Genomic DNA, 12,585 nt, shown 5'->3' on the forward strand with positions numbered 1-12,585 from the left:
TATACTGCTTTCGTGATCGAATTCAAAAACGCCACCAAAAAATACGGAGAGCGCTTCGTGCTCGACAACGTCAATCTCACTCTGCCAGGAGGGACTTGGACTTGGCTCATCGGGGCTTCAGGGGCAGGGAAAACCACGCTCATCCATGCTCTTATTGGGGCTATTCAGCTCACCGAAGGCGAAGTGCTTGTGGACGGATATGCCATCAACAAACTGGACGCAGCCGCCTTGCAAGAATACCGCCGCAAACTGGGCATCGTTTTTCAGGACTATAAACTCTTGCCAAAAAAAACCGTTTTTGAAAACGTCGCCTTTGCCATGGAGGTGTGTGGTTACAGTGAAAAACAGATCGCCGATCGCGTGCCCGAAGTGCTCGCCAAAGTGGGTTTAGAAGACGCACGCCATCACTTTCCTCACATGCTTTCGGGGGGTGAAAAACAACGTTGTGCCATCGCCCGGGCCCTCATCCACGAGCCTCGCCTCATCATTGCCGATGAGCCCACCGGAAACCTGGACCCAGAAACCGCCTTGAGCATACTCAGCCTTTTCCAAAAACTTCATGTGGAGGGAGCCACCGTCATTTTTGCCACTCACAATTTGAATCTCCTCCATCACATCAAAGGGACGAAGATCGAGATTCAAGAGGGAAAGGTGCTGGAAGCTTAGCGCTGTCGATAGAGCTCCCCTACAGTATACCCCTTATGATCGGAAGCAGGAGCTTGGCGTGTTCGGTTCGTACTGGCGGGAGGGGGTGCCATCCTTTCTCCAGACCCCCAACTTGCATAGGGACAGTAAACCTCTCCACTTTGTCCATCTGCACTGGTCCATGGCAAAACTCCATCGACCGGACGTAAGTCATAACATTGGGAAAGAGCTCCTAACTTGGGCAATGCGGTAGTGACAAGGTTTATCAAATATGACTCATTTCTTGCAAAAGCACTGGCATCGCTCTCTCTCGCCATGCCTAGGCTCTGTAACTCATCGTAATCCTGTGCATTGATCCCAACAGGGTCTGCCATAATGAGAGCTCTGGTATCTTCCAGTGCAACGGCAACGGCACGTTCAAAACACGTCTCATCTTGAAAACAAGCTGTTTGAAGTGAATCTGCACCATCAGAGTACCCCATGAATGGGGCGTATTCGGGGCCACAAAACCCTAGAGAATAGTCCTGAGAAGCCAAGCTCTTCCCGAGAAGGCCAGAATCTTCAACAACATAAACCATATTATTAAACGAGTAACTGTCACAAACATTGCCTGCAGAGGCCTGAGCCCAAAAATGCATCCATCCTCCGTTTGTCTCATCAAAATCCACTTGAGAAGAAGCATAGCTGTAGAAGTCACCATGAATGCTCGGGTCGTAATTAAGAATAAAATCAGGAAGAGAATCGATGAATTCTTGTGCAAGTTCTTCACCTGCGTCACTCGCTGTAGCTATTTCCCAACCCAAATCTGTCCATCCACCGCTTAGATCTCCCTGCCCTTTGATCACTGCAGCAGGTTTTTCTCCGCCGTAGTCGTCAGAATGTCGCTCACGCCATTCTCTGTCAAAATCGGCCTCTAGATTTACAGGCTCAGGACCACGCGTCCACACATTGAGATAGAGCCACCCTCTGGAGGGAGAAACATCCTTCATGGGAAAACCGGGGAACATTTTAGCAACGACGACGCGTCCAAGAGTATTGGTTGTAGCATCTGGGCGCAAATAGAAGTTGCGTACGCAGTCTCCCTCCGGGGTGTTGATGCAACGCCCCTCATTCCCTTCTCCTTCGTCCAATCTCAACTTCACTGGAGAAAAAGTGCTAGCACTCATGTAATTTGCAGTACTATCTCCCGCAGGGGTGATGACAATATTGGTGAACCAAGTCACTGCACCTGTACCACCGTCTTTGACGACGAGAGCGTCACAGGTGACTCGATTTGAACTGTCGTACAGCTCTCCTGGAATGTAGCCCCATCCTCCGTTCCAATTCTGATCTACAGCCTCATTGTAGGCAGCCGTCTGTGCAGGGGTACAAAGAAGCCAGTAGGTGTTTGGCGTTTCCCCATGAAAAAGATCAGAAACAAATGCAGCATTGCTTACAGTGGCTGCCGGTGCATCCCATTCAAAAACCTCTTCACCTGTGTCACCGGAGTCCGCATCGGTATAGTAATTGTTGATAATGATGTTGGGTTCCCCCGCACAGCCGCTGCCTAAACAGGCGGCCATGGCTAATCGAGCAAGGCAAGAGAGCGAACGAGGGCCTACCTTTCCGGGGCTAGGGATGAGAGGGCCCTGCTCAGGGGAGATATTATGGGGTTGATTGTTTGTGTCCATGAATGCAGGGCCTAGATTCTCATTTGAATCCGAACACTTGGTAAGATGAGTTCATGAAAAAAACGCTAAGAAGTTCTCACAGCTTTCCAAAAGTGAGAGGGATGAAATATTCATACTGAAGGGGAAAGGATATTCGCTCAGAGCTATCGCTAAAAGTCTGAAGAGAAGTGTTTCAACTGTTTCAGATGAACTCAAACGTAATGAAGTGAATGGCAGCTATAACCCGAAGAAAGCACAGCAGAAAAGCTATGTACGAAGGCGCTCCGCTCGCTTTCAAGGGAAGAAAGTTGCAATGAACAAGAAATTGAGAGATTTCGTAGAAGAAAAACTAAGAGATGATATTTCTCCAGCCGCTATTTCTGGGAGACTCAAATGCCAAGAGGGAGCTCTTCCTTTTGCCTCCAAAGACAGTATTTATCGCTTCCTAAAAAGCCCCTATGGAAGAGCTTTGGAGTATGAACGTGAGCAGAAAACAAAACATCGAAGAAAGAGGCCCAAAGTACTTTCAAAACTTTCGGACAGAACGTTCATAAATGAGCGTCCTAACAGAATAGAAATGAGAGAAGATGTGGGAGACATTGAAGGAGATTTCATAGTTTCAGGGAAAACGGGAAAGGGTTCACTTTTGGTTGCTGTGGACAGGAAACTAAGAGTTTCATTTCTTGAAAAGATCTTCCCAGTGACGATTGAAGAAGTTCATGAGGCTTTTTGCGAATCCAAAAACGTTTTCCAGAGCTTCAAAGCATGACTACGGACAATGATATTCTCTTCCAGAAACACAAGGAATTGGAGAAGCTGCTGGGCATTAAAATCTACTTTTGCCACCCTTATCATTCATGGGAAAAGGGCACAGTGGAAAACACGAATAAAATCATTCGGAAAGATATTCCTAAAGGCAGTGATATTTCAAAATACAGTAAAGCTTTCATTCAAAGGCTTGAAGAAAAACTCAATCGTAGACCGCTCAAGTGTTTGAATTATCTCACCCCAAAAGAAGCTCTTTTGGTGCACCGCGAAATCACAAAACTCAAAAAATCCTAATCCATTAAGTGTTCGGATTCAGCCCGTCCAGTGCCGGGAAATTTGAGAAGTTATTTTAAATATAAAAACAAATGATGTCAAATTTGTTCAAGCCGACAAAAAAGAAGACGGCTCTGTTCAAAAAAAGCTCTTACAGGTTGTTCACCTCTATGAGTGAGAGTTGTTTTTTTGCATGAGGATGGAAAAACGGAGGTCAGCATAAACGGAGGACTCACCCTTTACAAAACCAAGCCCCTTCCTTATATTGCAAACAGTTATGGCTCTCCTCTCCAAAACCTTGGCGTTCTCCCAAATGACGGACGAGGAAGTTTTGCGCGTGCTCAAAGAAAATAAGATCGGCCTCACCGTTCAAGAAGCCCGTGAAGTGGAAAAGATCCTCGGCCGTGGACCAACCTTGACCGAGGCCATCATCTGGGGCATCCAAGGCAGCGAGCACTGCTCCTACCGCTCCAGTCGGCCTTTTTTAAAAACCCTACCCACCCAGGCGCCCAACGTCATGCTCGGGGTAGGTGAAGACGCCGGAATCGTGCACTTTGCGACCGCTTCTTCCGGAAAAAGCTACGGAGTGATCATGGGTCACGAATCCCACAATCACCCCTCCCAAGTGGTGCCTTTCGAAGGTGCTGCTACTGGGATCGGAGGCCTTGTGCGGGACATTATTGTAATGGGGGGACGTGCCATTGCCACCGCCGATCCCCTCCGTTTTGGACAAATTGAAAAACCTCTACAACACCACATCGCCGAAGAAGTCGTGTCCGGCATCGCGGGTTATGGGAACCCACTCGGAGTGCCCAACCTTGCAGGGGACACCTATTTTGATGAATCCTACAACGACAACTGCCTCGTCAACGTGATGGTTTTAGGCGCCATCCGCGAAGATGAAATCATCCACTCTTTTGTGCCCGCAAACGCCGAAGGCTGGGACATCATCATTGTCGGGAAACCCACAGACAACTCGGGCATGGGGGAGCCGCCTTTGCCTCTGCCGACCTGAACGAAGCCGACAAAGAGTCCAACAAAGGTGCCGTGCAAGAGCCCAATCCTTTCCTCGAAAGACACCTCGCCGAATCCACCTACACCCTCTTCCGCAAACTCCGCGACGAGGGCAATTTAAAAAAAGTTTCCTTCAAAGACATGGGAGCGGGCGGAAACGTTTGTGCCACCGTCGAACAAGTGGAACCCGCCGGTTTTGGAGCGGATGTGGACCTCGCCAAAGTACACACCTCCATATCCAATCTGCCCCCGGCAGTGATCGCTTGCGCCGAAACCCAAGAGCGCCTCTGCTGGATCTGTGACCCCAGCCTGACGGAGCAAATCCTCGACCATTACAATAAAGAATGGGACCTCCCCAAAGTCTCCGCCGGTGCCAAAGCCAGCCATGTGGGAAAAGTGACGAAGGGCAATTACGTCGTTCGCTTCGGTGATGAAATTCTCGTGGACGCGCCAGCCTCTGCCGTGACCAAGGGACTTCAATATGAACGTGCTTACTCCGCCCCCGTTCACACCTTCACCGAACCCACCTTCGATCAACCCGACCTTAAAACCAGCCTCCTCAAAGTCCTCGCCAGCGAAAACATAGCGAGCCGCCTGCCCATCTTCGAAAACTACGACAAAGTGGTGCAAGGCCAAACCGTCTTCGAACCCGGCATCGCAGATGCCGGCCTCCTCGTGCCTTTCCGCAATCGCGAAGAAGCCCCCGAACTGCACAAAGTTGGAGCCGCTCTATCAGTGGATGCCAACCCACGCTACGGAAAAATTTCCCCTTACTGGTGCGCCGTGAACGCCGTCGTCGAAGGAATGCGCAACGTCGCCGCCATCGGTGCCACCCCCTGGGCTGTGACCGACTGTCTCAATTTTGGTAACCCCGAAAAACCAGAACAAATGTGGGAACTCGTCGAAAGCATCCGCGGGATGAAAGATGCCCTTGAAGGAGTGGGCCACATCGCCTACGTCCCCGACCCGCAAGGTAAACGCGTGCCTCTCCCCGTGGTTTCCGGAAACGTCTCTCTCTATAACGAATCCAAAAATGGCTCCGTGGCACCCTCGCCGGTGATGGGAACCCTGGGCCGCATCGAAAATGTAGACAAGGCCATCACCATGCAATTCAAAAAAGCTGGCAGCAAACTCTACCTCATTGGCGAGCGTAAAAACGAACTCGGTGGCAGTGAATATTACCGTCAGCTGGGCTTTCTTGGCACCAATGTGCCTCAGCCCGATTTCGCTAAAGTGCGTCAAGAACTCATCCTCATGACTCAAGCCGTGGATCAAGGTCTCTTGCTTTCTTCCCACGACATCTCCGACGGAGGACTGGCTGTGGCCCTGGTTGAAATGGCCTGCGGCGGACGTGGCGAAGGGGAACTGGGCTTCGTCGTGGATCTCACCCAAATGGCCCCCACGCTTCGCACCGATCAAAAATGCTTCTCAGAATCCGGAGGTTTCGTCGTCGAAGTGGTGCCCGGACGTGAGGCAGGCTTTGAAGCCCTCTGCACCTCAAGCGGCGTCAACGTCTACTCTCTCGGGAACGTCGGCTCACCCCTCTGTGTTTTCCAAGACCAAGGTGTCGTCACCCAAATCCCTCTCACTAACGCCAAAGAAACCTGGCTCAATGGACTTCGTAACAAACTTCGTACATGAAAAAACTTCTATTCATTCTCGGCACTTTCAGTCTGCTTGGCCTCACCGCCTGCGGACTCTTGAGCGACTCCATCGACTGCACTCCTCCCGACGGCACCTACGCCCAATCGGTCAATCACGAATGGCAAGGCATAAACTACGCGCTCCCTTATTGTTGGAGCACCGAAGAAAAACTCGCCCACGATGAACCCTTCCAAAAGGACACCCTCACGCTCACCAAAGGGGATGATTCTCTTTGGGTAGAAATCTCCATCGGCTCAGGGGGAAGCCCAACAGAAAAAATCACCCCCACCCGCAACGACCACAAAGGCTATTCGGTGTTTGACTACGCAGGCTATTTCTACGTCCAAACCAACGCTCCCGAGGAAGATGAAGTGCAGCTCATCCTCGATTCTTTTCAATTCACAACCCAATGAAACCTCGCGTCGCCGTCCTTCAATTTCCGGGGATCAACTCTGAGTACGAAACGCTTCGTGCCCTCTGGGATGCGCAAATCGACGCTGAATTTTTTCGTTGGAATGAGGACGCCAAAAAACTCGCCAGCTACGATGGCTTTGTGGTGCCTGGCGGCTTCTCTTACGAAGACCGCGGACGCAGTGGACTCATCGCCTCGATGGATCCTGTGATGCAAGAAATCGCTCGCCAAGCGGACAGCGGTAAGCCTGTGCTGGGCATCTGCAACGGAGCGCAAATTTTGGTTGAAACAGGCCTCGTGCCCGGTGGAAAAGTCAGCCCAGACGGTCGCCATCCTCTCCTCATGTCCCTCGCACGCAACAAGCGCGTTCAAAATGGAAAAGTGATCGGTGTAGGCTTTTACAATACCAACGTTTTCGTGAAATCCGTGGCCCCCCAAGGCCGCACCGCCTTCACCCTCGACAGTGCTCCCGATGAACTCAGCCTCGTGCCCATTGCTCACGGCGAAGGGCGCTTCACCACCAACCTTCCCGGCCTCTTCGAAACGCTGCGCGCCAACCAGCAAATCGTCTTCAAATACGCCTCCAAATCCGGCGAAATCGGCAACGAATTTCCCCTCAATCCCAATGGAGCCATGGACAGTGCCGCCGCCATCTGCAATCCCCAAGGAAACGTGATGGCCATCATGCCTCACCCCGAGCGTGCACCCTCGGCTCCCATGCCCAAGATTTTCAGCTCCATGTGCAAATACATGCAGGCCCGCGCAGAAGGCAAAAACCCGCTCATAGGAGGCCTCCCTGCCCTCGAACTCGCGGACCAGAAACCCGCCCTTGAAATGCACACACACACCCCTGGCACTCTCGAATTTTTCATCGGACTCCTCATCACCGACAACGAAGCCCAAACAGTTGAAAACGCGCTGCGCCAAAGTGGCTTCGATGTCACAGTGCGCAAATACACCTATTACGAAATCGGCACTCAGGGCCAAGACCCAGATAAACTCGCCGCCGAGCTCATTGCATCCGGCGAATTGCTCAACCTCAATAAAGAACGCGTCCTCACGGTCAAAGATGGCCAATCCTTCCCCAAAAAAGAAGGCGCCTCTTACTACCTTGTTCAAGACCTCGAAGACGCCGCTGGCATGGCCAAAGGCGCTCGCCTCAACTTGCCTGTGAAGCGCGGCTGGTTCTGGGAACTGACTCCTGACGCTGGCGCCCCCCTCGACGAAGCCGCCCTCCTCGCAACCAACATTTTTGCCAATCACCACGCTCAAGTATTACAAAGCGCTTAGGTCCACCGCAAAGACACTGTCACGCTCATGCAGAGATCCAGGTAAGAAATCCTGTCGAGGGAAGTGCAAGATCAACCACTCTTCATCCGTGGTCATAAACACGTCTTCCACCAAAACGGCTAAAGGGGCACTGAAGATGAGCTGATCTTTGTAGTAAAGCTGTTGGCAGTAGCTTTCTCCGCCCAAAACGAGGGCATCACTAAGGTCTTCTGGAGCATTGGGATCAAGGCAGGTGAAGTCCATAGGCAATTCAACGGGGCCACTTTGAATGGCCGAGACAAAGCTTGCTGCCTCTTCTTCCCACGGTATTGTTTCACTGGCCGTCTCCTTCCACTCTAAAGCAGAAGCATCTAAAGACAGGGTAATGAAATCAACCCCATCACCTTCCCAATTGATGATCCGAACAGCTTCATCAGTGTGAGCCAAGGCATAGGAATAAGCGAACATTCCATCATCTGTAATAAAACGATACCAACGGTAAAACAAACCAAGTTCCTCTTGTTCCAAAGCCATTGTGAGGTTAACCGCAGGTTGATCCCAATGAATCAAAGTGGACTCTGCAGGAGGCATCACAAGTCCATAAAGAAAGAAGAATCCAATCAGAGCCTTGCCCCAGGCAAGCCCCTTCCCCTTTAACCAATTGATAAAAGACAACGGAGAAAGAATAGGTCATCGTAAGGAAGGCCACTACACCTAAAGAAATCACTCCCAGAGAACGATGCATTCCAAAAGGTACAAATAGGCCCAATCGAACGAAGTAGAACATGGAATAGAGGACTTCCTCGAGACTAACTTCTCTAAAGAAAGAGAGCAGCACAAGGCAAATGATACCCAATGAAAAGCCTAAGATAGCCATGATTTTATTTGCTTGCACACTCAGAGCATGAGAACGAGCCTTCCAAGCCACAAACAATTGGACCACCGTGTAACTCATGATCATCAAAGGGAAGATATGGTCTTGCATCTGTTCATCGTACAGAATTACAGCCACAAGTCCGATCACATACCAACCCGGGACCAGTAAGAGAAACGTCAGTTTTTTTGCCAAACTGTCCTCAATTTTTTGAGATGCAGTGAGTCGTGTCCAAACCCAACGATAAAAAATCGAATAGAGGAACCCAGCCATTCCAAGGGTGAGTATCCAAAGCGCCCCTTTTGCCAAGAAATTCTCAGTGATTTCCGTGAAACTGTTTCCAATAAAAGGTAAAAACATCATTGGCATCGAGCACAGCCCAATGAACAACGCTTCCAAGTAAAGAGGGGTATTTTTTTTCATAACGTCCTTGTAAAAAGAAATAAATTGATGGGGATCTCCCAAGCTTTGATCAGCCTTTTTCACTGAACCCTGCGCATGACAGTCGTCCCAGTGATCTTCCAGCTCCCTAAGCAGTCGAGATTTATATTGGTCTTCGGGCAGATCCTCTTTTAAAATGTGTAGAAACTCATTTTTACGCATGGGAGGATTTTAAAATATTGTGCATCCCTTTGAGGAAAGTTTTGAATTCAGAAGTGTGCGTCAGCAGAGTTTTTTTGCCCTGCGGAGTCAAGCGGTAGTAGCGGCGGTCTTTTTCACCCTTTTTTTTCCACTCACTTTCCAAAAAGCCCTTTTCTTCTAAGCGATACAAAAGCGGGTACAAAGTGCTTTCTTGGAACTGAAACACTCCTCCACTGGCTTCATCGATGCTGCTCAAAAGCTGATAGCCATAGGCTTCCCCCAGGTCTTCCAAGGCTTGAAGGACGATGAGTTCGATGCTCCCTTTTAAGATTTCTTTTGAAAATGTCATAGTTGGGCTTAGGTGATGAATACTATTTACTACAAAGTATAAAGCAATGTCAATAAAATAGGTCACGCCAAAAACATTTCAGGAAAATTTCAGGACTTCCACATAAAAAGGTCTATATGTAAAGCGGCTTTTAAAAGTCACCATTGACGGTGAGTGCGCACTCACCTATACTCAAGCCAACTTATCTCTTTACCTTGCACCTTATGTCAGAAGACAAAGCAAAAGCGGCCAACGAGAACCGCAAAAAAGCCCTCGAACTCGCCCTTTCCCAAATCGAAAAAAACTTCGGGAACGGCTCCATCATGAAACTCGGAGAGTCCAAACACATGGATGTAGAAACCGTTCCTACCGGCTCTCTTTCTCTTGATCTAGCCCTCGGTGGAGGAATACCCAAGGGCCGTGTAGTGGAGGTTTATGGGCCTGAAAGTTCAGGTAAAACCACACTCACCCTCCACATCATCGCAGAAATTCAAAAGCAAGGAGGCCAAGCCGCCTTCATTGATGCTGAACATGCACTGGACCCAGCCTATGCCCGACGCATTGGAGTGGATGTCGATAATCTTCTCCTTTCTCAGCCCGACGCCGGGGAACAGGCCCTCGAAATTGTCGAAACGATCGTACGTTCCAACGCAGGGGACATCGTAGTCATCGACTCTGTTGCGGCCCTCACTCCTCGTGCAGAAATCGAAGGGGAAATGGGAGATGCTCAAATGGGACTCCAAGCTCGACTCATGAGCCAAGCTCTTCGCAAACTCACCGCAGCCATCAGCAAATCAAATTGCATTGTGATCTTCCTCAATCAGCTTCGTATGAAGATCGGAGTCATGTTTGGAAACCCCGAAACCACTACTGGGGGCCAAGCTCTCAAATTCTATTCCTCTGTGCGTTTAGAGATCCGTCGCATTGGAACGCTTGAAGGCGCGGAATCCAGCATGGGAGAAGGCAAGGAACTCGTAGGGAATCGAGTCAAAGTGAAGGTGGTCAAAAACAAAGTGGCTCCTCCTTTCAAAACAGCGGAATTCGACATTTTATACAACAAGGGTATTTCTAAAGTAGGGGACATCCTCGACCTTGCCACAAAATATGAATTCGTGCGCAAATCTGGAGCCTTCTACAGTTACGGGGACACCAAATTGGGTCAAGGACGTGAAAACAGCAAGAGTTTCCTTGAAGGGAATAAAGAACTCTCGCAAGAACTCGAAGGCCTTATTCGAGAAAAAGTTGCCGCTCAATTGGCCCTTTAAAAGGCCCATCCAAAACCAGTCATTATTAAATGGAAGACCCAAATTTAAGATCATTGATGGATTATGCTTTGCGCGCGCTAGCAAGACGCGCACACACCTCCCATGAACTTCTCGTGAAACTTCGAAGGCGTGCGAACTTCACAGAAGCTCTGGGAACTCGTGTGATTCAAAGACTCGAAGAGCTCAAACTGCTCAACGACACGGAACTCATTAAAAGCCAACTTTTGAACGCCGTTCATTATCGCCACCAAGGGCACCTCAAAGTTGCTAGCAAACTTTATAAAAAAGGCATTCCCCTCAGTCAAACCAAGGCCGCTTGGGTGGAGCTCAAAAAATCAGAACAACTTTCTGAACGCGAACTCGCTCTTGCGGCCCTGGAGAAAGCCAAAAAACGCTTTCAAAACCTGCCTCCACAAAAACAATATCAACGCAGAGCACAGTTCTTAGCTTCGCGAGGTTTCTCACCTGAACTCACCTTTGAGCTTGCCAAACCTGATGAATCTTTGTAAGATTCAAACATCAGGATCGGTTAACTCAAAGTAGGATTCACCATCCTGCTCGTTTTACCAAACTAAATACCCTCGTATGCATCAACAATTCATGGCGGCCGTACGCCAACTCTGCAACGAAAAGAATCTGCCCGAAGAAATCATCATGGATATCGTGAAGGCAGCGCTGCGCACCGCTTATCGTAAAGATTACGGCAATAAAGAACAAAACATTGAAGTCGACATCGATCCCAAGACCGAAAATGTAACGATCTATATCGTTAAAAAAGTCGTGGATAAGATTGAAGACTCTGATTCAGAACTCACTCTCGAAGACGCTCGCAAGCTCAACAAAAACATCAAACTCGACGAAGAAATTCGAATGGAGGTCACCCCCATGTCTTACGGTCGCATCGCTGCGCAAGCTGCCAAACAAGTCATCATTCAACGCATTCAAGAAGCAGAACGAGACTTCATGTTCGAAGCGTTCAAAGACCGTGAAAATGAACTCATCAATGCTCAAATCCACCGTGTGGATGGCAATCAAGTTTACGTCGAAATGGGAGGAGTAACAGCCCTTTTGCCCGCTCGCGAACAGATCAGTTCTGAACAATACTACGGAGGGCAACGCATCAAGCTCTACCTCGATAGAGTGGTCAAAACCACCAAAGGGCCTCAATTGCTCATTTCTCGCACCCATCCCAAGCTCGTTGAAAAGCTGATGGAGCTGGAAATCCCCGAGGTGAAGGCGGGCACAGTCATCATCAAAGGAGTGGCTCGTGAACCGGGAGTCCGCTGTAAAGTGGCCGTCATGTCCAAAGATCCTCAAGTGGATCCCATTGGAGCGTGTGTAGGACAAAATGGAGTGCGCGTTCAAAGTGTGACACACGAACTCGCAGGGGAACGCATCGACATCATTCCTTGGAACGAAGATGCGCAGAAGTACATCATGGAGTCCCTCAAGCCCGCGAAGATTTCTCGCGTGGAGATTGATGAAAAAACTCATCTCGCCAGGGTTTATGTGACTCAAGATCAACGTGCACTCGCCATTGGCAAGAGTGGACAAAACGTTCGCCTCGCCTCTCATCTAACAGGTTGGGAAATCGATATCCTCGACACCGATACCCCTGCGGGTGCGGCAGCAGAAGGACAAGAAAACAAAGTGAAGATGGTCAGCGATCTCGATCTGCCGGAAAACATCAAAGAAAAACTGGTTTCAGTGAGCTTGGAACAAGTGGCTCAGCTCATGGGGCTCTCCATCAAAGATTTCATGCAAGTCGATGGAATCACAAAAGAAGAAGCGGCTCAAATTGTGAAAGCGGTGGAAAAAAGCAAGTGAACGCAAAGTAAAAAACTTCAAAAGGGGGCTTCAAA

12 protein-coding genes and 1 pseudogene are annotated in these 12,585 nt (G+C 49.4%); 9 read left to right on the forward strand and 4 right to left on the reverse strand.

What is annotated here, in order from left to right:
• Positions 1-12: 12 nt before the first annotated feature.
• Positions 13-666: an ATP-binding cassette domain-containing protein gene (locus tag IPG41_05470; protein ID QQR54611.1), complete on the forward strand. Its 654-nt coding sequence runs from the start codon at positions 13-15 to the stop codon at positions 664-666.
• Here IPG41_05470 and IPG41_05475 read toward each other — a convergent pair.
• Positions 663-2,207 (reverse strand): hypothetical protein, encoded by a 1,545-nt coding sequence (locus IPG41_05475; protein QQR54612.1) that lies wholly within the window; start codon positions 2,205-2,207, stop codon positions 663-665. The two genes, IPG41_05470 and IPG41_05475, sit on opposite strands and share 4 nt — an antisense overlap.
• A gap of 313 nt (positions 2,208-2,520) precedes the next feature.
• Here IPG41_05475 and IPG41_05480 point away from each other — a divergent pair, with 313 nt between their 5' ends.
• The 5 genes and pseudogenes from IPG41_05480 (at position 2,521) to purQ (ending at position 7,695) form a co-directional block, all read left to right on the forward strand.
• Positions 2,521-3,063, forward strand: a complete 543-nt coding sequence (locus tag IPG41_05480) for an IS30 family transposase (protein ID QQR54613.1) — start codon at positions 2,521-2,523, stop codon at positions 3,061-3,063.
• Positions 3,060-3,356, forward strand: a complete 297-nt coding sequence (locus IPG41_05485) for an IS30 family transposase (GenBank protein ID QQR54614.1) — start codon at positions 3,060-3,062, stop codon at positions 3,354-3,356. The genes IPG41_05480 and IPG41_05485 overlap by 4 nt, the downstream gene beginning before the upstream one ends.
• A gap of 256 nt (positions 3,357-3,612) precedes the next feature.
• Positions 3,613-5,990: pseudogene (purL, locus tag IPG41_05490) on the forward strand (phosphoribosylformylglycinamidine synthase subunit PurL).
• Positions 5,987-6,406, forward strand: a complete 420-nt coding sequence (locus IPG41_05495; GenBank protein QQR54615.1) for a hypothetical protein — start codon at positions 5,987-5,989, stop codon at positions 6,404-6,406. Before purL ends, IPG41_05495 begins: the two are co-directional and overlap by 4 nt.
• Entirely contained in the window at positions 6,403-7,695 is a 1,293-nt protein-coding gene (purQ, locus tag IPG41_05500; GenBank protein QQR54616.1) for a phosphoribosylformylglycinamidine synthase I, read from the forward strand. Before IPG41_05495 ends, purQ begins: the two co-directional genes overlap by 4 nt.
• Here the strand turns inward: purQ and IPG41_05505 are convergent.
• From IPG41_05505 to IPG41_05515, 3 genes are read right to left on the reverse strand one after another with little or no spacing between them, the layout of a single operon-like run.
• On the reverse strand, positions 7,681-8,265 hold the full coding sequence (locus IPG41_05505; GenBank protein QQR54617.1) for a hypothetical protein: 585 nt from the start codon (positions 8,263-8,265) through the stop codon (positions 7,681-7,683). The genes purQ and IPG41_05505 overlap by 15 nt on opposite strands.
• Positions 8,216-9,151, reverse strand: coding sequence for a hypothetical protein (locus IPG41_05510; protein QQR54618.1), 936 nt, complete (start codon positions 9,149-9,151; stop codon positions 8,216-8,218). The genes IPG41_05505 and IPG41_05510 overlap by 50 nt, the downstream gene beginning before the upstream one ends.
• Positions 9,144-9,479, reverse strand: a complete 336-nt coding sequence (locus tag IPG41_05515; GenBank protein ID QQR54619.1) for a helix-turn-helix transcriptional regulator — start codon at positions 9,477-9,479, stop codon at positions 9,144-9,146. Before IPG41_05515 ends, IPG41_05510 begins: the two co-directional genes overlap by 8 nt.
• A 203-nt stretch (positions 9,480-9,682) precedes the next feature.
• Between IPG41_05515 and recA the strand changes: the two genes are divergently transcribed.
• The 3 genes from recA (at position 9,683) to nusA (ending at position 12,550) form a co-directional block, all read left to right on the forward strand.
• Complete coding sequence (recA, locus tag IPG41_05520) at positions 9,683-10,723, forward strand: recombinase RecA (GenBank protein ID QQR54620.1); 1,041 nt, start codon at positions 9,683-9,685, stop codon at positions 10,721-10,723.
• A gap of 29 nt (positions 10,724-10,752) precedes the next feature.
• Complete coding sequence (locus tag IPG41_05525; protein QQR54621.1) at positions 10,753-11,232, forward strand: regulatory protein RecX; 480 nt, start codon at positions 10,753-10,755, stop codon at positions 11,230-11,232.
• Positions 11,233-11,308: 76 nt separating this feature from the next.
• A complete protein-coding gene (nusA, locus tag IPG41_05530) occupies positions 11,309-12,550 on the forward strand; it encodes a transcription termination/antitermination protein NusA (protein QQR54622.1) in 1,242 nt (413 codons plus the stop codon).
• Positions 12,551-12,585 lie beyond the last annotated feature (35 nt).

It is taken from the genome of Candidatus Peregrinibacteria bacterium, from assembly GCA_016699145.1.
Classification (GTDB): domain Bacteria; phylum Patescibacteriota; class Gracilibacteria; order UBA1369; family 2-02-FULL-48-14.